Annotated in this window: 22 protein-coding genes; 11 read left to right on the top strand and 11 right to left on the bottom strand. The window is 72.0% G+C overall.

Features of this window, described 5'->3' with window-relative positions:
- Positions 1–420: a Fur family transcriptional regulator gene (locus OG867_RS09230; RefSeq protein ID WP_328902223.1), complete on the bottom strand. Its 420-nt coding sequence runs from the start codon at positions 418–420 to the stop codon at positions 1–3.
- Positions 421–595: 175 nt separating this feature from the next.
- Between OG867_RS09230 and OG867_RS09225 the strand changes: the two genes are divergently transcribed.
- On the top strand, positions 596–2047 hold the full coding sequence (locus OG867_RS09225; protein ID WP_406284199.1) for a catalase: 1452 nt from the start codon (positions 596–598) through the stop codon (positions 2045–2047).
- An 80-nt stretch (positions 2048–2127) separates the two neighbouring features.
- Here OG867_RS09225 and OG867_RS09220 read toward each other — a convergent pair whose 3' ends face one another.
- From OG867_RS09220 to OG867_RS09195, 6 genes are all read right to left on the bottom strand, one after another.
- Positions 2128–2529 carry a CBS domain-containing protein gene (locus OG867_RS09220; RefSeq protein WP_328902225.1) on the bottom strand — a complete coding sequence of 134 codons (402 nt, stop codon included), beginning with the start codon at positions 2527–2529 and terminating at the stop codon, positions 2128–2130.
- 184 nt (positions 2530–2713) lie between these two features.
- The gene (gene hisN / locus OG867_RS09215; protein ID WP_328902226.1) at positions 2714–3514 is read right to left on the bottom strand and encodes a histidinol-phosphatase; all 801 of its coding nucleotides are present in this window, start codon (positions 3512–3514) and stop codon (positions 2714–2716) included.
- A 52-nt stretch (positions 3515–3566) separates the two neighbouring features.
- A complete protein-coding gene (locus OG867_RS09210) occupies positions 3567–3890 on the bottom strand; it encodes a multidrug efflux SMR transporter (RefSeq protein WP_328902227.1) in 324 nt (107 codons plus the stop codon).
- 111 nt (positions 3891–4001) lie between these two features.
- Complete coding sequence (rsgA, locus tag OG867_RS09205; RefSeq protein WP_328902228.1) at positions 4002–5018, bottom strand: ribosome small subunit-dependent GTPase A; 1017 nt, start codon at positions 5016–5018, stop codon at positions 4002–4004.
- Between the two features lie 3 nt (positions 5019–5021).
- Positions 5022–6371, bottom strand: a complete 1350-nt coding sequence (gene aroA, locus OG867_RS09200; protein ID WP_406284195.1) for a 3-phosphoshikimate 1-carboxyvinyltransferase — start codon at positions 6369–6371, stop codon at positions 5022–5024.
- Between the two features lie 214 nt (positions 6372–6585).
- On the bottom strand, positions 6586–7299 hold the full coding sequence (locus OG867_RS09195; protein ID WP_328902230.1) for a M50 family metallopeptidase: 714 nt from the start codon (positions 7297–7299) through the stop codon (positions 6586–6588).
- Between the two features lie 64 nt (positions 7300–7363).
- Between OG867_RS09195 and OG867_RS09190 the strand changes: the two genes are divergently transcribed.
- The 9 genes from OG867_RS09190 (at position 7364) to OG867_RS09150 (ending at position 15560) form a co-directional block, all read left to right on the top strand.
- Complete coding sequence (locus tag OG867_RS09190) at positions 7364–8179, top strand: SOS response-associated peptidase (RefSeq protein ID WP_406284193.1); 816 nt, start codon at positions 7364–7366, stop codon at positions 8177–8179.
- A 41-nt stretch (positions 8180–8220) separates the two neighbouring features.
- Positions 8221–8880, top strand: coding sequence for an alpha/beta family hydrolase (locus OG867_RS09185; RefSeq protein WP_328902232.1), 660 nt, complete (start codon positions 8221–8223; stop codon positions 8878–8880).
- 285 nt (positions 8881–9165) lie between these two features.
- Positions 9166–9822 carry a sigma-70 family RNA polymerase sigma factor gene (locus OG867_RS09180; RefSeq protein ID WP_018105559.1) on the top strand — a complete coding sequence of 219 codons (657 nt, stop codon included), beginning with the start codon at positions 9166–9168 and terminating at the stop codon, positions 9820–9822.
- A complete protein-coding gene (gene rsrA / locus OG867_RS09175) occupies positions 9819–10139 on the top strand; it encodes a mycothiol system anti-sigma-R factor (RefSeq protein WP_073964051.1) in 321 nt (106 codons plus the stop codon). Before OG867_RS09180 ends, rsrA begins: the two co-directional genes overlap by 4 nt.
- Before the next feature lie 122 nt (positions 10140–10261).
- Positions 10262–11638: an HD-GYP domain-containing protein gene (locus tag OG867_RS09170; protein ID WP_328902233.1), complete on the top strand. Its 1377-nt coding sequence runs from the start codon at positions 10262–10264 to the stop codon at positions 11636–11638.
- A complete protein-coding gene (locus OG867_RS09165; protein WP_406284189.1) occupies positions 11635–12903 on the top strand; it encodes an HD-GYP domain-containing protein in 1269 nt (422 codons plus the stop codon). The genes OG867_RS09170 and OG867_RS09165 overlap by 4 nt, the downstream gene beginning before the upstream one ends.
- Before the next feature lie 91 nt (positions 12904–12994).
- Positions 12995–13987, top strand: coding sequence for a hypothetical protein (locus OG867_RS09160; protein WP_018549909.1), 993 nt, complete (start codon positions 12995–12997; stop codon positions 13985–13987).
- Positions 13988–14046: 59 nt separating this feature from the next.
- Positions 14047–14685: a peptide deformylase gene (def, locus tag OG867_RS09155; protein ID WP_406284187.1), complete on the top strand. Its 639-nt coding sequence runs from the start codon at positions 14047–14049 to the stop codon at positions 14683–14685.
- 143 nt (positions 14686–14828) lie between these two features.
- Positions 14829–15560, top strand: coding sequence for a D-Ala-D-Ala carboxypeptidase family metallohydrolase (locus OG867_RS09150; RefSeq protein ID WP_406284185.1), 732 nt, complete (start codon positions 14829–14831; stop codon positions 15558–15560).
- Between the two features lie 49 nt (positions 15561–15609).
- Here OG867_RS09150 and OG867_RS09145 read toward each other — a convergent pair whose 3' ends face one another.
- Together OG867_RS09145 and OG867_RS09140 are read right to left on the bottom strand one after the other, a co-directional pair.
- The gene (locus OG867_RS09145) at positions 15610–17520 is read right to left on the bottom strand and encodes a family 20 glycosylhydrolase (RefSeq protein WP_406284183.1); all 1911 of its coding nucleotides are present in this window, start codon (positions 17518–17520) and stop codon (positions 15610–15612) included.
- Positions 17521–17609: 89 nt separating this feature from the next.
- Positions 17610–18584 carry a helix-turn-helix domain-containing protein gene (locus tag OG867_RS09140; protein ID WP_328902238.1) on the bottom strand — a complete coding sequence of 325 codons (975 nt, stop codon included), beginning with the start codon at positions 18582–18584 and terminating at the stop codon, positions 17610–17612.
- Positions 18585–18665: 81 nt separating this feature from the next.
- Between OG867_RS09140 and OG867_RS09135 the strand changes: the two genes are divergently transcribed.
- Complete coding sequence (locus OG867_RS09135; RefSeq protein ID WP_406284181.1) at positions 18666–18878, top strand: hypothetical protein; 213 nt, start codon at positions 18666–18668, stop codon at positions 18876–18878.
- Here the strand turns inward: OG867_RS09135 and OG867_RS09130 are convergent.
- Both OG867_RS09130 and OG867_RS09125 read right to left on the bottom strand, forming a co-directional pair.
- Positions 18875–19894 (bottom strand): ribonucleotide-diphosphate reductase subunit beta, encoded by a 1020-nt coding sequence (locus OG867_RS09130; protein ID WP_328902240.1) that lies wholly within the window; start codon positions 19892–19894, stop codon positions 18875–18877. The genes OG867_RS09135 and OG867_RS09130 overlap by 4 nt on opposite strands.
- On the bottom strand, positions 19894–22305 hold the full coding sequence (locus OG867_RS09125) for a ribonucleoside-diphosphate reductase subunit alpha (RefSeq protein ID WP_406284178.1): 2412 nt from the start codon (positions 22303–22305) through the stop codon (positions 19894–19896). The genes OG867_RS09130 and OG867_RS09125 overlap by 1 nt, the downstream gene beginning before the upstream one ends.
- Positions 22306–22407: the final 102 nt, after the last annotated feature.

The raw sequence follows: 22407 nt of genomic DNA, 5'->3' as shown, positions 1-22407 counted from the left end.
TCAGGCCGCCGCGGCGCAGTCCGGGCAGACGCCCCGGTAGGTCAGTTCGACGCCGGAGATCGTGAAGCCGAAGCGCTCGCCGGCCGGCAGGTCCGCCAGCGGGTCGCCCGACGGGTGCACGTCGCGGATGGCGCCGCACTGCGCGCACACCAGGTGGTGGTGGGCGCGGTGCGCGTTGGGGTCGTAGCGCTTGGCGCGGCGGTCGGTGGAGACCTCGATGACCTCGCCGAGGCTCACCATCTCGCCCAGCGTGTTGTAGACGGTGGCGCGGGAGATCTCGGGCAGCTTGGCCACCGCCCGGGCATGGACCTCGTCGGCGGTCAGGTGCACATGGTCCCCGTCGAGGACCTCGGCCACGACGCGCCGCTGCGCGGTCATGCGCCAGCCGCGTCCTCGAAGTCGTTCCAGCAGGTCACTCATGGGCGCCATTCTAGCAGCGCACGGGCCAGGTCTTGAATAGGTGCGACTTTGGATGCTTAGTTGACTTGGACTTTGTCCAATGTAGGATCGCTTACGGCGTCGGCCGGAGGACAGGAAGGCCGGACGCGGGCACGGCATGACGGCATGACGTGCGGAAACGACGCAGGAGGCGCACGTGACGCAGGGACCGCTCACCACGGAGGCAGGCGCACCGGTCGCCGACAACCAGAACAGCGAGACCGCCGGGCTCGGCGGCCCGGTCCTGGTGCAGGACCAGCTGCTGATGGAGAAGCTGGCGCACTTCAACCGCGAGCGCATCCCGGAGCGCGTGGTGCACGCCCGGGGCGCCGGAGCGTACGGGACGTTCACGCTGACCCGTGACGTGTCGCGGTGGACGCGGGCGACCTTCCTTTCCGAGGTCGGCAAGCAGACCGAGACGTTCCTGCGCTTCTCCACCGTCGCGGGCAACCTCGGTGCCGCCGACGCCGTACGGGACCCGCGCGGCTTCGCGCTGAAGTTCTACACCGAGGACGGCAACTACGACCTCGTCGGCAACAACACCCCGGTCTTCTTCATCCGGGACGCCATCAAGTTCCCCGACTTCATCCACACCCAGAAGCGCGATCCGTACACCGGCTCCCAGGAGGCGGACAACGTCTGGGACTTCTGGGGGCTCTCGCCCGAGTCCACCCACCAGGTGACCTGGCTCTTCGGCGACCGGGGCATCCCCGCCTCGTACCGGCACATGGACGGCTTCGGCTCGCACACCTACCAGTGGCAGAACGCGGCGGGCGAGGTCTTCTGGGTCAAGTACCACTTCAAGACCGACCAGGGCATCAAGACCCTCACCACCGACGAGGCCGTCCGCCTCTCCGGTGTGGACCCGGACAGCCACCAGCGGGATCTGCGCGAGTCCATCGAGCGCGGCGACTTCCCGTCCTGGACGGTGCAGGTGCAGATCATGCCGGCGGCCGAGGCGGCGACGTACCGCTTCAATCCGTTCGACCTCACCAAGGTGTGGCCGCACGCGGACTACCCGCCGGTCGAGATCGGCAAGCTGGAGCTCAACCGCAACCCGGAGAACATCTTCGCCGAGGTCGAGCAGTCCATCTTCAGCCCGGCGCACTTCGTCCCCGGCATCGGTCCGTCCCCGGACAAGATGCTCCAGGGCCGTCTCTTCGCGTACGGCGACGCGCACCGCTACCGCGTCGGCATCAACGCCGACCACCTCCCGGTGAACCGCCCGCATGCCACCGAGGCGCGGACCAACAGCCGGGACGGCTACCTGTACGACGGCCGCCACAAGGGCGCGAAGAACTACGAGCCCAACAGCTTCGGCGGCCCCGCCGAGACGGGCCGGCCGCTCTCGGGCGCCACCCCCGTCTCGGGCGTCACGGGTGGTCACCCGACTCCGCCGCACGCCGAGGACGACGACTTCGTGCAGGCCGGGAACCTCTACCGGCTCATGTCCGAGGATGAGAAGGCCCGGCTGGTCGACAACCTGTCCGGCTTCATCGCGAAGGTATCGCGCGACGACATCGCCGAGCGCGCGATCGGCAACTTCCGCCGTGCCGACGAGGACTTCGGCAAGCGGCTGGAGGCGGCCGTGCAGGCGCTGCGCCCCTGAGTCCCCTCGGGGCCTGTCCGGCCGTACGACCGGCCCGGCCCCGCACCCGGGGGCCGGGCCGGTCGCATGCGCGGGGGCGGTCAGCCGACCAGTTCGGCCGGGCGGGGGCGGGACGGGGACCAGCAGCGGATGATGTCGCGTACGGAGACGACGCCGACCGGGCCGCCGTCGTCGAGGACGATCAGATGGCGAAAGCCGCCGTGCGTCATGGCGGCCGCGGCCTCTTCGAGCGTCCAGCCGGGCGCGGCGAAGACCACGTCGGTGGTGGTGTGGGCGGAGGCCGTCTCGGTGTCGGGGTTCTGGCCCGAGCCGACGGCGTTGAGGATGTCGCGCTCGGTGAGGATGCCGAGCCCGCAGGTATCGGGGTCGTGGACGACGGCCGCCCCGATCCGGCGGGCCGACATCAGCCGGGCGGCCTGGCGCAGCGTATGGGCCGGGCCGATGGTGAGGACCATCGTGCTCATGGCGTCACGGACGAGCATGAAGAGTGCCACCTCCTCGGTGAAGCGACCGCGTGAGCCGATTCACAAGTTCACAAGTGGGGGAATGTTCAGAGTCGCACCGATGCGGGAAGGCGACAAGGGGTCGCGAAGATCACAAAAGGGGCGCGCGGCCCCGCCGCACGCCCCTCGAATGCTTTTACGCCGCCCTGCGGGCGGAGCGCACTCAGTAACGCTGGTTCAGATACCCCAGCAGCTCGCGGTGGAGCACGCCGTTCGAGGCAGCGCCATTCCCGCCGCCCGGCCCGTCCACTCCATCCAGACTGGTGAACCGGCCGCCCGCCTCCTGGACGACGATCGCGTTCGCCGCCATGTCCCACAGCGACAGCTCGGGCTCCGCGCAGATGTCCACGGACCCCTCGGCGACCATCATGTACGGCCAGAAGTCCCCGTAACCGCGGGTGCGCCAGCAGGCCCGGGTCAGGTCCAGGAAGCCGTCGAGCCGCCCCTGCTCCTCCCAGCCGGTCAGCGAGGAGTACGCGAACGAGGCGTCCGAGATCCGCTCCACGCTGGAGACCTTGAGCCGGGTCGCGGAGGTCAGGCTGCGGCCGGTGTACGCCCCCGAGCCCTTCGCCGCCCACCAGCGCCGGTTCAACGCGGGCGCCGAGACGACCCCCACGACCGGCTGAAAGCCGCCCTCGCCCGCCTCCATGAGCGAGATCAGCGTCGCCCAGACCGGCACGCCCCGCACGTAGTTCTTGGTGCCGTCGATCGGGTCGATCACCCAGCGCCGCGGCCCCGTGCCCTCGATGCCGTACTCCTCGCCCAGGATCGCGTCGCGCGGGCGCGCCCGGTGCAGATGGCCCCGGATCAACTCCTCGGCGGCCTTGTCGGCCTCGCTCACCGGCGTCATGTCCGGCTTGGTCTCGACCTTGAGGTCCAGAGCCTTGAACCGGTCCATCGTCACCGCGTCGGCGGCGTCCGCCAGTACGTGGGCCAGGCGCAGATCATCGTGGTAATCGGGCATGCCGTCACAGTATCGACCCGCCGGCGAGCCGGGCCACACGGGCCCTGGGCGGTCAGTGCGCGGAGCCGGAGAGCTGGAGGCCGATCACGCCGAGGATCACCAGCGAGATCGACACCAGCTTGAGCGTGGAGACCACGTCATCGAGGAAGATCATGCCGTAGATGGCCGTCCCCGCCGCGCCGATGCCGGTCCACACCGCGTACGCGGGCCCGACATCGAGCTTCTTCAGCGACATGGTGAGCAGACCGAAGCTGCCGAGCGCGAAGACGCAGAACGCGACGGTCGGCCACAGCCGGGTGAAGCCGTGCGAGAGCTTCAGGCAGACCGCGAACCCGGTCTCCAGAAGTCCCGCGACCACGACCAGCAGCCATGCCATCGTCCGCACCCTCCCGCATCGCCGACCGCCCGGCACCGGCCGGTGCCGCTGGGCGTGATTATGCACTTACCGGAAGCGAGTGATCGCAAACGTGCCCGGCCCGGTCGCCGCTCAGTCGCCCTCGCGCCGGTTACGGGTGGAGAGCAGCCGGCGCAGCGAGTCCAGCCGCGCCGGATCCGCGTGCCCCGCCGCCACCCAGGCGTCCAGCGCGCATTCCGGTTCGTGGCTGTCGTGGGTGCAGCCGCGCGGGCACTCCTCCGTACCGGGCTGGAGGTCCGGGAAGGCGTTGATGACCCGCGAGGGGTCGATGTGGTTCAGCCCGAACGAACGCACCCCGGGGGTGTCGATCACCCAGCCCCGGTAGCCCGGCAGCGGCAGCGCCAGGGCGGACGTGGTGGTGTGCCGACCCCGGCCGGTCACCGCGTTCACGACCCCCGTGGTGCGCCGCTTCTCCTTCGGTACCAGCGCGTTGACCAGCGTGGTCTTGCCGACGCCGGAGTGTCCGACGAAGGCCGTCACCCGGTCGTTGAGCTGCTCGCGGACCCGGTCGGCCGCGTCCCCGTTCTCCAGCTCCTCGCGGCTGGTGACGATGAACGGCACACCCAGCGGGGTGTACGCGCTCAACAGCGGGTCCGGGGACGCGAGGTCGGACTTGGTCAGCACCAGGAGCGGGGAGAGCCCCCCGTCGTACGCGGCGACCAGGCACCGGTCGATCATGCGCGGACGCGGTTCCGGATCGGCCAGCGCGGTCACGATCGCCAGCTGGTCCGCGTTGGCCACGACCACCCGCTCGAACGGGTCGTCGTCGTCCGCCGTCCGGCGCAGCACCGAGCGGCGCTCACCGATGCGGACGATCCGGGCGAGGGTGTCCTTGTCCCCGGACAGGTCACCGACGAGCGAGACGGTGTCGCCCACCACCGTGGCCTTGCGGCCCAGCTCGCGGGCCTTCATCGCGACGATCGTGCGGTCGCCGACCAGGACGGTGAGGCGGCCCCGGTCCACGGTGAGGACCATGCCGTCCTCGGCGTCCTCGTGCTTGGGCCGGGTGTGGGTGCGCGGGCGGTTGCCCTTGCGGTTGGGGCGGACGCGGATGTCGTCCTCGTCGGGGTTCTTGCCGTAGCGGCGCATGTCTCAGGCCCCGAGCATTCCGGCCCACATCTGCGGGAAGTCCGGCAGGGTCTTGGCGGTTGTCGCCACGTTCTCGATCTCCACTCCGGGGACGGCCAGGCCGATGACGGACCCCGCGGTGGCCATCCGGTGGTCGTCGTACGTATGGAAGGTACCGCCGTGCAGCGGGCGCGGGCGGATGTGCAGGCCGTCGGCGGTCTCGGTGACGTCGCCGCCGAGCCCGTTGATCTCCTTGGTGAGCGCGGCCAGCCGGTCCGTCTCGTGCAGCCGCAGATGGGCGACGCCGCTCAGCGTGGAGGGGGAGTCGGCCAGGGCGGCGACGGCGGCGATGCCCGGGGTGAGCTCGCCCACCTCGGAGAGGTCCACGTCGATGCCGTGGATCCGGCCGGAGCCGGTGAAGGTCAGCCCGTGCTCGGTGAGCTCGCAGCCGCCGCCCATCGCGGTGAAGATGTCGCGCAGCGCGTCACCGGGCTGCGTGGTGCGCACCGGCCAGTCCGGGATGGTCACCCGGCCGCCCGTGACCAGCGCCGCCGCCAGGAACGGCTGGGCGTTGGACAGGTCCGGCTCGATGGTCAGGTCGCGGCCGAGGAGCGCCGAGGGGGAGACCCGCCAGACGTTCGGCTCGCCGCCGGTCTCCGGCTCGTCCACCTGCGCGCCGACGGCCCGGAGCATGTCCACGGTCATCCGGATGTGCGGCATCGAGGGCAGCCGGTCGCCGGTGTGCCGGACCTCCACGCCCTGGTTGAAGCGCGGCGCGGACAGCAGCAGCGCCGAGACGAACTGGGAGGACGAGGAGGCGTCGATCGCGACCGGGCCGCCGTCCAGCGCGCCGCCGCCGTGCACGGTCATCGGCAGCGAGCCCCGGGAGTCGTCGTCGATCCGGGCGCCGAGGACCCGCAGCGCCTCGATCACCCCGGTCAGCGGGCGCTCGTAGGAGCGGGGGTCGCCGTCGAAGCGGACCGGTCCGCCGGCGAGCGTGGCCACCGGGGGCAGGAAGCGCATGACCGTACCGGCGTTGCCGACGTCCACGGTGACCGGGCCGTGCAGCGGGGCCGGGATGACCCGCCACGCCTCGCCCGCGGCCTCGGCCCCGGCGGCCGCGCCGGTCGCGGCGGAGCTGGAGGACACCGTCTCCTCGATGCGTACGCCCATGGCGCGGAGCGCGTCCGCCATCAGCAGGGTGTCCCGGGAGCGCAGCGGGCGGCGCAGCCAGCCCGGCTCCGAGGAGAGCGCGGCGAGCACCAGCGCCCGGTTGGTGACCGACTTGGAACCGGGCACCGTGACGGTCGCGTCGACGGCCCCGCTCGCGAAGGGGGCGGGCCAGAGGACGGGGTGCACGGCGCTTTCGGTCATGCGCCTACTTTAGGTCCAGTCTGGAGTTCCCCGCCTGCGCCCCGACGCCCGGCACGCACGCTCGCCGCACGGGGTCGCAGGACAGGTGGCTCCGCCACAGGACCTGCGACCCCGCACACCGATCGCACGCACCGACCGCCGCTGCGCCCGCGCTCCGCGCGGACGACGGGGAACTCCAGACAGGACCTAGAGGTTTGGTCCGGAGCGAGCCCGGTCACAGCCCCAGCAGCCAGCGCCCGCCGCCGATCAGGGAGCACAGCGACACCGCGTGGAAGAGGAACAGCCACAGCGCGGCCGGGACGTCGGTCAGGCGGGACAGCTGGTCCGCGTCCGAGTCCGGCGCCCCGCCGTGCCGCCGCTTCGACTGGAGCTCGAACACCGGGCGTACACCGCCCAGCAGCAGGAACCACACCACGCTGTACGCGAACAGCGACTGCCAGGCGGGCGAGGCCAGCCACGAGACCAGCAGGAAAACCGAACCGGTGAGGATCACCGTCAGCGCCCCGTACACATTGCGGATCATCACCAGCATCACCGCGAGCAGGGCCGTCGCCAGCCACAACAGCAGCGTGATCCGGCCGTCCACCAGCAGCCAGGCGCCGCCGAGCCCGAGCAGCGAGGGCGCGGTGTAGCCCGCCGCAGCGGTCAGCACCATCCCGATCCCGGTCGGCTTGCCCCGGCTCACCGTCAGGCCGCTGGTGTCCGAGTGCAGCCGGATGCCCGAGAGCTGCCGGCCGGTGAGCAGGGCGACCAGTCCGTGGCCGCCCTCGTGCGCGATGGTGATCGCGTTCCGGGACATCCGCCACAGGATGTTCGGCACGACCGCGATGAGCGCCGCGGTCGCGGTCACCACCACCAGCCACTGCTCCGGGGCGGGCTGGGTGCCGGTGACGCGGTCCCACAGGTTGCCGAGATCGGTGCTGTCCATGGGGCGGGCGGCTCCTTACCGGATCGGGTCCGTTCGGGACGGCGGTCGTGGCAGTCTGGCACTTATGTGCGGACGGTATGCAGCGAGTCGGCGGCCCGAGGACCTGACCGGACTCTTCCAGGTGGAGAAGTGGGAACCGGCCGAGGCGCTGGAGCCCGACTACAACGTGGCGCCGACCAAGGAGGTCTACGCCGTACTGGAACGTCCTGTGAAAGACGCGGACGACCAGCGCCCGGTTCGCCAGATGCGGGCACTGAAATGGGGGCTCGTCCCGTCCTGGGCCAAGAACCCGGAGGGCGCCGCCCGGATGATCAACGCCCGGGCCGAGACCGTCCACGAGAAGCCCTCCTTCCGCCGCCCCTTCGTCTCCCGGCGCTGCATCCTGCCCGCCGACGGCTATTACGAGTGGGTGACCGGCGCCGAGGAACGGCAGCTGGAGGAGAAGGGGCGCCGCAAGCGCCCCCGTAAGCAGCCCTACTTCGTGACCCCGGCCGACGGCTCGGTCTTCGCGATGGCCGGTCTCTACGAGTTCTGGCGCGACGACACCCTGCCCGACGACCACCCGCAGGCGTGGTGGGTCACCTGCTCGGTGATCACCACCGAGGCGGAGACCAGCCCGCTCGCCGTCGCCCCCGCCGACGGACCGGCCTCGCTCTCCGACATCCACCCCCGGATGCCGCTGATGCTCACCCCGGACCGCTGGGACGACTGGCTGGACCCCTCGCACACCGACATGGACGAGCTGCGTGCCCTGCTGGCACCGCCGCCGCCCGGCCTGATGCGCGCCTACCCGGTCGCGACCGCCGTCAGCAACGTCCGCAACAACGGGCCCGAGCTGAAGGACGAGCTGGCCGAGCCCGAGGTGAGCACCCTCTTCTGAGCCACGCGCCATCCCCGTACCGCCCACCGGGTGTTGGTTGGATGGACACCGTGAACACCGACGACGTGACCCCCCGCGCCGAGACCGTCGGGACCGGGGCCGGCACCGCCCGCGTCACCTGGCTGGACGCCCCCGCCCCGCGCCTCGTGCTCGCCCTCGGCCACGGCGCGGGCGGCGGCATCGAGGCCCGCGACCTCAAGGCCCTCGGCGCCGCCCTGCCCGCGCACGGCGTGAGCGTCGCCCTCGTGGAGCAGCCCTGGCGGGTGGCCGGCAAGAAGCTCGCGCCCGCCCCGAAGACCCTGGACGCCGGCTGGCGCGGACTCTGGCCCGCCCTCGAAGGCCCCGGGCTGCCGGTCGTCGCCGGGGGACGCAGCGCCGGGGCCCGCGTGGCCTGCCGCACCGCCGCGGAGCTCGGCGCCCGGGCGGTCCTCGCGCTCAGCTTCCCGCTGCACCCGCCGGGCCGCCCCGAGAAGACCCGCGCCGACGAGCTGCTGGGCTGCGGGGTGGACGCCCTCGTCGTCCAGGGCGGCAACGACCCGTTCGGGAAGCCCGCCGAATTCCCGCCCGGCGACTACCGGATCACCGAAGTGCCGTACGGCGACCACGGCTTCTCCGTACCGAAGAAGTCCGGGCTCACCGAGGAGCGGGCGATGGAGATCCTCACCGCGTCCGTCACCGAGTGGCTGGCGGCTCTCGCGTGACGCGTGGGCCCCTCGCACACCCGGGAATGCCCCGAGGGGGGCCGCTGTTGTGAGGGACATCGGTACGCCAACGTCGTAAGTGGAGAGGGAGTCCGTCGCATGGGTTCGACCATCTGCCCACGTCGCTCGAACACCGCTGACCTGGAGTGGACGGTCCTGCACGCGGCCAAGACCACTCCCGAGCGGTCACTCGGCGGGACGGAACGACAGCCCGCGCCGGACCAAGGTCGACTATTCTCCGATTCGAGCGGGTCCGGTTTCGGCTCCGCCCCAGCGTTGGAGGAGGTGGGTCCGGTCACAGGGACCGACACAGGGACCGACGACGGCCGCCCGCAGGAGACGACGGCCGAGCGCAACGCGCGTTTCGAGCGCGACGCCCTCGGTTTCCTCGACCAGATGTACTCGGCGGCCCTGCGCATGACGCGCAATCCCGCGGACGCCGAGGACCTGGTCCAGGAGACGTATGCCAAGGCGTACGGCTCCTTCCACCAGTTCCGTGAGGGCACCAACCTCAAGGCGTGGATGTACCGCATCCTCACGAACACCTTCATCAACTCGTACCGCAAGAAGCAGCGCGAACCCCAGCGCAGTGCCGCCGAGGAGATCGAGGACTGGCAGCTGGCCCGCGCCGAGTCGCACATGTCGACCGGGCTGCGCTCCGCTGAGTCGCAGGCCCTGGACCACCTGCCCGACTCGGACGTGAAGTCCGCTCTGCAGGCGATCCCGGAGGAGTTCCGCATCGCGGTCTATCTCGCCGATGTCGAGGGCTTTGCCTACAAGGAGATCGCGGACATCATGGGGACTCCCATCGGTACGGTGATGTCCCGACTGCACCGGGGCCGCCGTCAACTGCGCGGCATGCTGGAGGACTACGCCCGTGACCGCGGGCTCGTCCCGGCCGGCGCCGGGGAGTCGGACGATCGGAAAGGCTCGGGCTCATGAGCTGCGGAGAGCCGCACGAGACGGAGTGCGCAGAGGTCCTCGATCACCTCTACGAGTTTCTTGACCGGGAGATGCCCGACAGCGACTGCACCAAGTTCGAGGAGCACTTCGTGGAGTGCTCCCCCTGCCTGGAGAAATACGGCCTGGAGCAGGCCGTCAAGAAGCTCGTGAAGCGCTGCTGCGGCCAGGACGACGTGCCGGCCGACCTGCGCTCCAAGGTGATGGGCCGCATCGACCTCATCCGCTCGGGACAGGCGGTGCCGGAACAGGACGTCACGGTCTCCGGCCCCGAGGTCCCGAGCGCCGCCAAGGAGTAGACGCCCCGCGCTTCACCTCCGCGCTTCACCCGAACGTGCTAATCGCCCCCAACGGCACCCGCCCGGATCGCCCCGCTCGTTAGCGTGGCCCCTCCACGAGCGGAGCTGGGGGGCGAGCGAGGGTGAGAGCCACACGCGGGGCGGCGCGGGCCCATATCGGCGCCGTCGCCCTCGGCGCGGCCCTGTGCGCCGCGCCCGCCCTGCGCCCCGGCACCCCCTGGACCACCCTCGCCCTGCTCGCCGGGCTCTACCTCGCCTGCGAACTCCTCGGCCGCCGCCCCTTCCCCGTCGGCTTCGTCGGCGCGGGCTCCTTCTTCCCGCTGCTGCTCGCCGCCGCCTTCCTGCTGCCACCCGCGGCGGCGGCGCTCGTCGCCGTCCCCGGCTCCCTCGCGGGCCGGGCCGGGAAACCGCCCGCCGCCGCCCGCCGGATCTGGCGCACCGCCGAGCTGGCCCTCGCCGTCTGGGCGGCCGCCCGGGTCCACGCGCTGCTCGGCGGGCCCGCCGCGCTCGGCAGCCCGCCCGACCTGCCGTACGCGCTGCTGCCCGTCTGCGCGGCGGCCCTCGCCTTCAGCGCCGTGCTCGCCACCCTCGACGGATCGATCCTGGTCGCCGCGGAACAGCTCCCGGTCCGGCGCGCCTGGCGCGGGCTCCTGCCGCGCTCGCTCGCCCCCCACCTGGTCCACGGCCTCGCCGGGCTGATGATGGCCGTCCTCTGGAACAGCTCCTACGGGCCGCTCGCCGCGCTCTTCGTGCTGCTGCCCATGTACATCTCCTGCTGGGTGTACGCCCAGTACCACCGCGAGCACGCCGCGCACCGGGCCACCATCAGGGCGCTCGTCCAGGCCGTCGACATCAAGGACACCTACACCCGGGGCCACAGCGAACGGGTCGGCCGCGCCTCCGTCCTCATCGCGCATGAACTGGGCCTCGACCGGGAACGCGTCGAGGTCCTCCGGTTCGCCGGCATCCTCCACGACGTCGGCAAGCTGGGCGTCCCCACCCGCGTGCTGCGCAAGGACGGCCCCCTCACCCCCGAGGAGCGGCGCGTCATCGAGCTGCACCCGGAGTACGGGCACGAGATCGTCCGGGGCATCGGCTTCCTCGGCGAGGCCAGGGCCGCGATCCTGCACCACCACGAACGCCTCGACGGCAGCGGCTACCCGTACGGGCTCTCCGGCCGGGGCATCCCCGAGTGCGCCCGCATCGTCGCCGTCGCCGACGCCTTCGACGCCATGACCTCGACCCGCTCCTACCGGCGGGGCCGGCCGGTCCCGGTCGCCGTGGAGGAGCTGAAGCGGTGCGCGGGCACGCAGTTCGACCCCCAGATGGTGCGGGCCCTGGCGCGCGGCCTGGAGCGGTACGGCTGGTTCGGGGCCGTCACGGCGGACGACGCGCAGCTCCCGCCGCCGCGCGAGGAGGAGGACGGCGGCGGGGGCGTCGGCGCCCTCCAAACACCGCTGACCGCACAGCCGCCCGACGCCACCGAGGGGCCGCGGTGACCCCGGGGCCCGCGACCCTCGGCGTGCGCGGCGCCGCCCTGCTGCTCGCCGCCGCCGGGCTCGGGTACACCCTGTGGCGCGGGGTCCACGATCCGGGGCACGCCCTCGCCTTCGGCGCCCTCATCACCATCGGGGAGCTGGCCCGCTGGGGCGCCCTGCCCGGGGAGCGGGAGCCCGCGCCCCTCGGGGCCGCCGGGGCCCTCGCGTACGCCCTGCTCGGGCGCAGCGGCGGGCAGCCCACCAGCCACGGGGTCCTCCAGGTCGTCGCCGTCCTCGCCGCCGCCCAGCTCGTCGCCTCGGTGCCGCAGCTGGCCCGGGACGACGGGCCGGGCGCCGACCAGGTGGCCCGGCGGCTGCTCACCGTGACCTTCGCGGCGGTCTGCTTCCAGCCGCTGTACAACGCCGGACGCAGCGAGCGATGGTTCGGCGACGGCCCGTACTACGCGGCCTTCCTGCTCCTGCTGCTCGGCCTGACCGCCCTCTGCGACGCCGTGCTCGCCGCGCTCCTGCACCGCGCCCGCACCCGGCCGCGTGGCTCCCGCGCCGCCCCCGCCCCGTACGGGCCGCTGCTCCGCGACGAGCTGCGGGCGCTCACCGGCATCGGCTCGGCCGTCTGCGCGACCGGCGCGGTCATGGCGCTCGGGGTGGCCGCCGCCGGGCTGTGGGCGCTGCCCGTGCTCTGCGTACCGCTGCTGCTCACCCAGCTCTCGTACCGCAGGTTCGCCGCCGTGCGCACCACGTACCGGCAGACCATCGCCTCGCTCGCCCGGTCCACCGAGATCGCCGGCTACACCCCGCACGGCCACGCCCGCCGGGTGGCCGAGCTGTGCACGGCCGTCGGGCGCGAGATGGGCCTGTCCGGGCCGGAGCTCACCGTCCTGGAGTACGCGGCTCTGATGCACGACATCGGCCAGCTCTCCCTGCTCGACCCGGTGCCGGACGGGGCGACGGCCCTGCTGCCGGCCGCCGAGCAGCGCCGGATCGCGCTGCTCGGCGGTGCGGTGGTCCGGCAGACCGGGGTGGACGCGAAGGTGGCCGTCGTGGTGGAGCGGCAGGCCGATCCCTACCGCGAGCAGCCGCTGTCCGCCAGGATCGTCCGGGCGGTGAACGCATACGACGACCTCAGCGGGGAAAGTCTCTCCGGGCCACTGGGCGCGCTGGAACAGCTCAGGCTCGGCACCGGGCACGACTACCAGCCGCAGGTCGTGGAGTCGCTGGCCCGGGTTCTGGCCCGGGGTGGTCTGACCCCCGTCCCGCCCGGGTAACCGATGGGTAATGAGCGGGCCCCAGGCCCGGCATGGTTGGATGCGAAGAGAGCGGTAGAACGAGGGTGTCCAGTCGGGACAGGCGGGAATCGTGAGGATCTTCGGGAAGGTACGGCATCGGCCGTCCGCCTCTTGGCGGCAGGCCACGGACCGCGCGTTCACGCTGATCGGCGACGGCCGGTACGAGGACGCGGGGGCGCTGCTGACACGCGCCGCGGACCTGGAGCCCTGGCTCTCCGAGTCGTGGTTCAACCTGGCGCTGCTGCACAAGTTCCGGCACGACTGGGAACAGGCGAGGGCCGCCGGTCTGCGGGCCGTCGCCCTGCTCGACAAGGAGTCCGGGGCGCCGGACTGGTGGAACGTGGGCATCGCCGCGACCGCCCTTCAGGACTGGCCGCTGGCGCGCCGCGCCTGGCAGGCGTACGGCCTGAAGGTCCCCGGCGGCGGGCAGCAGACCCCGGCCGCGGGCAGCGAGCCGGTGGGCATGGAGCTGGGCAGCGCGGCGGTACGGCTGTCGCCGGAGGGCGAGGCCGAGGTCGTGTGGGGCCGCCGTCTCGACCCGGCCCGCATAGAGGTGCTGTCGATCCCGCTGCCGTCGTCCGGGCGGCGCTGGGGCGAGGTCGTGCTGCACGACGGGGTGCCGAACGGCGAGCGGATCACCGCGGCGGGCCCGTCCTACCCGGTGTTCGACGAGATCGAGCTGTGGGCCCCGTCGCCCGTGCCGACCTGGGTGGTGCTGCTTGAGGCGGCCACGGAGGCGGACCGGGACGCGCTGGAGCAGCTGGCCTCCGACGCGGGCTTCGCCGCCGAGGACTGGTCCTCGTCGGTGCGGCTGCTGTGCCGTTCCTGTTCGGAGAGCCGGATGGAGAGCGACGAGGGCGACGGCGAGCATCTGGACCCGCACGACCACAGCGAGCCGGGGCACCCGGGCCCGCTGGGCCACCGCACGGCCGGTGAGCTGTGGGTGCCGGAGCGCGAGTGCGGCCTCGCGGCCCCGGCCGGTCTGGTGCGCGGGCTGCTGGACGGCTGGGTGGCGGACAGCCCGGACAGCCGCGAGTGGCGCGATCTCGAAGAAGTCTGCTGAGCGCTGCCCGTAGTCTGTGTACGCACCGATTCGGGTTTTGAGGAAGGCGTACGGCGGACATGGCGCAGCAGGAGACGGACGAGCAGGTCAGCGTCGACGAGGAGGGCTTCCTCATCGACACCGAGGACTGTGAGGCGCGCGAGACGGCACACCGCGAGCGCGGTACCTCCCGTCCGATCACGGTCGTGGGCAACCCGGTCCTGCACAAGCAGTGCAAGGACGTCACGGAGTTCGGCGACGAGCTCGCCGCGCTGATCGACGACATGTTCGCGAGCCAGCGCACGGCGGAGGGCGTCGGCCTCGCCGCCAACCAGATCGGCGTCGACCTCAAGGTCTTCGTCTACGACTGCCCCGACGACGAGGGCGTGCGGCACGTGGGCGCGATCTGCAACCCGGTCCTGGAGGAGCTGCCGCCCGAGGCGCGGGTCCTGGACGACTCCGGCGAGGGCTGCCTCTCCGTGCCGACGGCGTACGCCAAGCTGGCCCGCCCGGACTACGCGGTGGTGCGCGGCCAGGACGCGCAGGGCCATCCGGTCCGGGTGCGCGGCACGGGCTACTTCGCGCGCTGCCTCCAGCACGAGACGGACCACCTGTACGGCTACCTGTACATCGACCGGCTCTCCAAGCGCGAGCGCAAGGACGCGCTGCGGCAGATGGCGGAGAACACCCCGCGCTACGAGGTCGTCCCGAACGACTGATCCTTTGCGGCGAACGCGGCGCGGGCCCGTCCCGCGCCGCGTTCGTTTTTCCGTCAACACCCGTTTCTACACGCGTAGTTGACGTGCTCCGCCTCATCCGACAGGCTCGTGCACCACACCTTCGACCGTGGTAGGGAGCCCCCGTGATCAGACGTTCCGCACGACTCCTGCTCAGCCTTGTCATGACCATGGCCTTTGCGTTGGGCGGTGCCGTGGTCACCGCCGGTACCGCGCACGCCGACGGCTGCTACACCTGGACCCGTACCCTGCAGTCCGGCGCCACCGGCAACGACGTGAAGCAGCTCCAGATCCGGGTCGCCGGTTACCCCGGCTACAACTCGGTCCTGGCCATCGACGGCTCGTACGGCCCCGCCACCACCGCCGCCGTCAAGCGCTTCCAGGCCGCCTACGGGCTGGCCGCCGACGGCGTCGCGGGCCCCGCCACACAGGCCAAGCTCTACGCCCTCCAGGACAACGACTGCACCCCGGTGCACTTCACGTACGCCGAGATGAACCGCTGCAACAGCACCTGGTCGGGGGGCGCGGTCTCGGCGGCCACGGCCAAGGCCAACGCGCTGAGCACCATGTGGAGGCTGGAGGCGCTGCGCCACGCGCTCGGCGACCGGCCCATCAACATCAACAGCGGGTTCCGCTCGACGTCCTGCAACAGTGCCGTCGGCGGAGCCTCGAACAGCCGCCATCTGTATGGTGACGCGGCCGACCTCGGCGGGATCGCGTTCTGCACCCTCGCCAAGGAGGCCCGCAACCACGGGTTCAACGGGATCCTCGGCCCGGGCTACCCGGACCACAACGACCACGTCCACGTGAACCAGGGCCCCAGCCACTACTGGTCGGCGCCCAACTGCGGTATCTGACCCGCGCCATGGGGGCCCGCCGGTGACCGGCGGGCCCCCACCCGCGTGGTTACGCCCCGGCGCGCAGCGGAGTGCCGCCCGTCGTCTGCACCGCCGCGCCGTCCGATGAGCGCTCGGTCAGCCGCAGCTGCGAGATCGCGTTGCGCAGGACGAACGTCCCGTGGCCCGCGTCCAGCTGCCAGCGCTGGGTGCGCGCGCCCGCCGAGCAGGCCCCGAGCGACAGTTCGGCGCCCACCTCCAGCGGGGCGCCCAGATACTTCTTGCCGCGCACCGCGTCCAGGCACAGCCCGTCCGCCGAGCGGACCGTGTAGTAGCCGTCGGCGGTCGCGGTGAGCGTCCAGGCGGCCTTCGTGCCCTTCACCAGGGCCACCCCGGAGTCGGCGGCCGGGGCCAGCGCCTTCGCGCCGGATGTCAGCCGGTAGGTGCCGTCGGCCAGCGGGGCGCGGTCGGCGTCCGTCCAGCCGGGGGCATGCCCGATGCGGCGGGCCATGGCCTCGAAACCGGCGTACGTCGGGCTGGGCTTCGGGCCGCCCCAGGTGGCCTGGGCGAGGAAGCGCAGCGGCATGAAGACCTTCGCCTCGACCTCGTTCTCGGTCTCGGCCGCCGCGCTGTCCGGCCACAGGCTGATCTTCGCGCCGGTCAGGTTCGCCGCCGTGGCGGGCAGCGTCTCGCCCTCGAAGCGCAGGGGCGTCCAGTCGCTCTCGTACAGCTCCTGGGTCTTGGTGGTGTAGCCGCCGCGCACCAGGTAGAGCGCGTAGGCGGAGTTCATCACCGGGCGGCCCTCGGCGAGCAGGGCGGACGGCTGCTGGATGGCGCCGCCGCCGAGCCAGTGCTCGACGGTGATGTCACGGTCCAGCGGGACGAGCGTGTTGCGGCCCAGCAGCCCGTCGTTCCAGATGCGCAGCGAACGGCCCCGCTCCTTCACATGGGCGTTGACCTGGTTGACGAAGTCCGCGAACAGGTCGTCCGGGGTGGCCGACGCGCCGAACTTCGCGACGGCCGCCGCCTGGAGCTGCGGATAGTCCGGGTAGGAGGAGCCGAGCATGTACTCGTCGGCGCCCATGTGCCAGGTGTCGGTGCCCCAGACGTCCAGGGCCTCATCGACCAGTGAGGTGTAGTACGTCAGTGCCTCGGGCCGCGAGATGTCCAGGCGGGGCGGAGAGGCCACGCCGTCCTTGTCCTTGAGCTGGAGCTCGGGATGCTTCTCCAGGTAGGGGTCCATGTGGCCGGGGGAGTTGATCTCCGGGACCAGGTCGATGTGGTACTTCTTCGCCATCGCGGCGAGGACGCGGATCTGCGGCTTGGTGTAGTAGCCCCAGAACGCCGACTCCGGGTCGGTGTCGCTGCGGACCTTCGCCTCGATCCAGAGCTGGTTGAGCTTCTGGGACGCCATGTCCTTCATCAGCCGCTCGAACCAGGGCAGCGACACGTTGATGTAGCAGGCGCAGACCCCGACCCCGCGCTCCCGGTACGCGGGCACGTCGGTCGCCGCGCCGCGCGCGGCCCGCCCGTCGTCGTTCAGGAGTTGGAGCACCGTGCGCGAGCCGTAGAACACGCCCGCCGAGGTGGCCGCGGTGACCGTGACCCGGTCGCCGACCTCCAGCCGGTAGCCCTCCGCCCCGAGTGAGCCCTTCAGCGAGGCGTCCTGGCGCAGCACGATGTCACCGGCGCGCGGACGGCCCCGGGACACCTGCTGCCTGCCCGCCAGCTCAGCGGCGAACCGGGCCGCGTCGTCCGCCGTACGCCGCTCGCGCACCCCGTCCAGCACGATCCGGGCCCGGCCGGTGAGGACGAACTCCCCGCTGCCCGGCTGCCACTGGCGCAGGGTGGGCAGCACCTCCGGCGGGGGAGCCGTCGCCGGGGCCTCCTGGGCCGAGGCGGTCTGCCAGGGGAGCAGGGCGGCGGCGAGCGCGGCCACCACGACCCCGATGGTCCTTCGTCTTGCCTTCAGCATGTTCATGGCATCGACCCTGACGCGCGCGCGAAAGCCCGGTCCATGGACAGGTCGTGCGATCGGTTGGACGAATGATCGGATGTACCCCGCTCGCCTCAGGCCGCCTCGGTGAGGGCGGAAGGCCCCCGGAAGGTACGCCGGTACGCCTGTGGCGTGGTGTCCAGTGCCCGTACGAACTGATGGCGCAGCGCCGCCGCCGTCCCGAAGCCGGTCCGGTCGGCGATGGTGTCGATGGTTTCGTCGGATGTCTCCAGGAGATGCTGGGCCAGCAGGACGCGCTGGCGCAGCAGCCAGCGGTACGGAGTGGTCCCGGTCTCCTGCTGGAAGCGGCGGGCGAAGGTGCGCGGCGACATGTGCGCCCGGTCCGCGAGCTGTTCGACGGTCATCTCGCGGTCGAGGTGGCGCTCCATCCAGGCCAGCGTGTCGCCCACGGTGTCGCACCGGGTGCGCGGCAGCGGCCGCTGGATGTACTGCGCCTGGCCGCCGTCCCGGTGCGGCGGCACCACCATCCGCCGGGCGATGGTGTTGGCGGCGGCCGGGCCGTACGCCTGGCGGACCAGGTGCAGACAGGCGTCGATCCCCGCGGCCGTCCCCGCCGACGTGGTGACCGGCCCGTCCTCCACGTACAGCACGTCCGGCTCGACGGCGGCCTCGGGGAAGCGGCGGGCCAGGTCGTCGGCGTGCCGCCAGTGCGTGGTGCAGCGGCGGCCGTCCAGCAGTCCGGCCGCGCCCAGGAGGTACGCCCCCGAGCAGACGCTGAGGACCCGGGCGCCCCGCTCCACGGCCCGGCGCAGGGCGGTCAGGACCTCCTCGGGGAACTCGCGCTCCCCGAAGCGGCTGCCGGCCGGTACGGCGACGAGGTCGGCCTCCTCCAGCCGGTCGAGGCCGTACGGGGTGTTGATCGTGAAGCCGGCGTGGGTGCGCAGCTGCGGCCCCTCGCCGGAGACCACCGCGAAATCGTGCACCGGCAGGCCCTCGTCGCTGCGGTCGAGGCCGAACACCTCGCAGAGCACACCCAGTTCGAAGGGGTGGACGTCATCGAGCATGAGGGCGGCAACGTTGTTCAGCATGGCACCAGTGTGGCAGTAATTCGATGCTGTGTGACAGTCCTGCCACTGCCGCAGTCCCTCCGGAACGAGGACAGTAGAGGCATGAACACATTCCAGAACTTCCTCGGCATTTCCGCTCTTTTCGCCCTCGTCCTGCTGCCGGCGCTGGCCGGCATGGCCCGCGAGCGCCGCATCGACCGCGAGCTGCGCGCAGCGGCACAGGACCGCGGTACCCGTCCACCGCGAACGGCGGACGCCGCGCGGCCGGTGGCGGCCGCACGGCGTCCGTACGTCAGGAGCTGGGCGAGGATCTAGAAGTCGTCGTCGAAGCCGACCGTGCCCTCGACGGCCACCTGGTACGCCGAGGGGCGCCGCTCGAAGAAGTTCGTGAGCTCCTGGACCCCCTGGAGCTCCATGAACGAGAACGGGTTCTGCGATCCGTACACCGCCGGGAAGCCCAGCCGGGTGAGCCGCTGGTCGGCGACGCACTCCAGGTACGCGCGCATCGACTCGGTGTTCATGCCGGGCAGCCCGTCGCCGCACAGGTCGCGGCCGAACTGCAGCTCCGCCTCGACAGCCTCCTTCAGCATGTCGGTGACCTGCTGCTGGAGGGCGTCGTCGAAGAGCTCCGGCTCCTCCTTGCGGACCGTGTCCACCACCTCGAACGCGAAGTTCATGTGCATGGTCTCGTCGCGGAAGACCCAGTTGGTCCCCGTGGCGAGACCGTGCAGCAGCCCGCGCGAGCGGAACCAGTACACGTACGCGAAGGCGCCGTAGAAGAACAGCCCTTCGATGCACGCCGCGAAGCAGATCAGGTTCAGCAGGAAGCGACGGCGGTCGGACTTCGACTCCAGCCGGTCGATCTTCTCCACCGAGTCCATCCACGTGAAGCAGAACTGCGCCTTCTCGCGGATCGACGGAATGTTGTTCACCGCCGCGAACGCCGCCGCGCGGTCGTCCGGGTCGGGCAGATAGGTGTCGAGCAGCGTCAGATAGAACTGGACGTGCACGGCCTCCTCGAACAGCTGCCGCGACAGGTACAGCCGCGCCTCGGGGGAGTTGATGTGCTTGTACAGCGTCAGCACCAGGTTGTTCGCGACGATCGAGTCACCCGTCGCGAAGAACGCCACGAGCCGCCCGATCAGGTGCTGCTCGGCGGGCGTCATCCTGGCGAGGTCCGCCACGTCCGAGTGGAGGTCGACCTCCTCGACGTGCCAGGTGTTCTTGATCGCGTCCCGGTAGCGCTCGTAGAAGTCCGGGTAGCGCATCGGCCGGAGGGTCAGCTCGAATCCCGGGTCCAGCAGGTTCTTCTCGGTGGTCGTGGTGCTCATTACTGGCATGCCTCGCAGGACTCGGGGTTCTCCAGGGAGCAGGCGATGGCGTCCGCGTCGGGAGCCTGCGCCTGCTGTACGGGGATGGGGGCGGCGGCCGACGCGGCCCCGGACGCGGCACGGGCGATCCGGGTCGCCGGACGCGACCGCAGGTAGTACGTCGTCTTCAGGCCCTGCTTCCAGGCGTACGCGTACATCGAGGAGAGCTTGCCGATCGTCGGCGTCTCCAGGAACAGGTTCAGCGACTGGCTCTGGTCGAGGAACGGCGTACGGGCCGCCGCCATGTCGATCAGGCCGCGCTGCGGGATCTCCCACGCGGTGCGGTACAGCGCCCGCACGTCCGCCGGAATCCACGCGAAGCCCTGCACCGAGCCGTTCGACTCGCGCAGCGCCTCACGCGTCCGCGCGTCCCACACGCCGAGCCGCTTCAACTCGTCCACCAGATAGCCGTTGACCTGGAGGAACTCACCGCTCAGGGTCTCCCGCTTGAAGAGGTTGGAGACCTGGGGCTCGATGCACTCGTAGACGCCCGCGATCGAGGCGATCGTCGCGGTCGGGGCGATCGCCAGGAGCAGCGAGTTGCGCATCCCGGTCTGCGCGATCCGGGCGCGCAGCGCGTCCCAGCGCTCCGGCCAGTTCAGTTCCGCGTCGTAGTGGTCGGGGTGCAGCACCCCGCGCGCGGCCCGGGTCTCGGACCAGGCGGGCAGCGGACCGGACCTCTCCGCGAGGTCGCAGGACGCCTCGTACGCGGCGAGCATGACGCGCTCGGCGATCTTCGTGGAGAGCGCCCGGGCCTCGGGGGAGTCGAAGGGCAGCCGCAGCCGGAAGAAGACGTCCTGGAGCCCCATCGCGCCCAGGCCCACCGGCCGCCAGCGGGCGTTGGACCGGCCGGCCTGCTCGGTCGGGTAGAAGTTGATGTCCACGACCCGGTCGAGGAAGGTCACCGCGGTCCGCACGGTGGCGTCCAGGCGCTCCCAGTCGATCGAGCCGCCGTCCACGAACGCGCCGAGGTTGACCGAGCCGAGGTTGCAGACGGCGGTCTCGCCGTCGTCGGTGACCTCCAGGATCTCGGTGCACAGGTTCGAGGAGTGCACGACCCTGCCCGGCTCGGCGGTCTGGTTCGCCGTGCGGTTGGAGGCGTCCTTGAACGTCATCCAGCCCTGCCCGGTCTGCGCCAGGGTCCGCATCATCCGGCCGTACAGCTCGCGGGCCGGCATGGACTTGCGGGCCAGGCCCTTCGCCTCGGCCGCCCGGTACGCGGCGTCGAAGTCGTCGCCCCACAGGTCGGTCAGCTCGGGCACGTCCGCCGGGGAGAACAGCGACCAGGTGGAGTCCGCGTCGACGCGGCGCATGAACTCGTCCGGGATCCAGTGCGCCAGGTTCAGGTTGTGCGTGCGCCGCTGGTCCTCGCCCGTGTTGTCGCGGAGCTCCAGGAACTCCTCGATGTCCGCGTGCCAGGTCTCCAGGTAGACCGCGGCGGCACCCTTGCGCCGGCCGCCCTGGTTCACGGCGGCCACGGAGGCGTCCAGCGTCTTGAGGAACGGCACGATGCCGTTGGAGTGCCCGTTGGTGCCCCGGATCAGCGAACCCCGGGCGCGGATGCGGGAGTACGAGAGGCCGATGCCGCCCGCGTGCTTCGACAGGCGGGCCACCTGGTGGTAGCGGTCGTAGATCGAGTCCAGCTCGTCCAGCGGCGAGTCCAGCAGGTAGCAGGAGGACATCTGCGGGTGGCGGGTGCCGGAGTTGAAGAGCGTCGGCGAGGACGGCAGGTAGTCCAGCCGGCTCATCAGCCCGTACAGCGCCGCGACCTCGTCCAGTGCCCGCACGGAGGTGTCCTCGGCGAGCCCGGCGGCGACCCGGAGCATGAAGTGCTGGGGGGTCTCGATGACCTGGCGGGTGATCGGGTGGCGCAGCAGGTAGCGGCTGTGCAGGGTGCGCAGCCCGAAGTACCCGAAGCGGTCGTCCGCCCCGTCCGCGAGGGACCGTTCGACCAGGGCGTCCAGGGCGGCGGCGTGCAGCGTGACGAACTCGGCGGTCCGGTCCGCGATCAGGCCCTCGCGGTGGCCCACGGCGACCGAGGCGGAGAACGCGGTGGCGCCCTGCCCGGCGGCCTCGTCCGCGATGGTCCGGGTGAGCAGCCGGGCGGCGAGGCGGGAGTAGGCGGGGTCCTCGGAGATGAGGCCCGCCGCGGCCTCGGTGGCCAGCGAGCGCAGCTCCGCCTCGTCCGACCGGGCGTTGCGGCCGCGCAGTGCGGCGGCGGCGACGCGGCCGGGGTCGGTGTCGGGCAGGTCGGCGGTGAGGTCGGTCAGGGTCCGCAGCAGTGCGGTGCCGGGGCCGTCGCTCGCGGTTCCGGTGGCTGCGGACGCGGCCGTCTTCGGTGCTGAAACCGGATCGGCTGGCGCGATGGTCACGTGGTGCTCTCCCTCGCTCGGCTCTGGGCCGGCGGGGGGCGGGGGCAGCCGGGCAGGAGCGGGCCCGGGTGGGGCGGCACTCCGTGCGGCGTCCACCGGCCC

The sequence above is a fragment of the Streptomyces sp. NBC_00209 genome (assembly GCF_045206345.1).
Lineage (GTDB): Bacteria > Actinomycetota > Actinomycetes > Streptomycetales > Streptomycetaceae > Streptomyces.
This window is presented reverse-complemented; position numbering and strand designations above follow the sequence as displayed.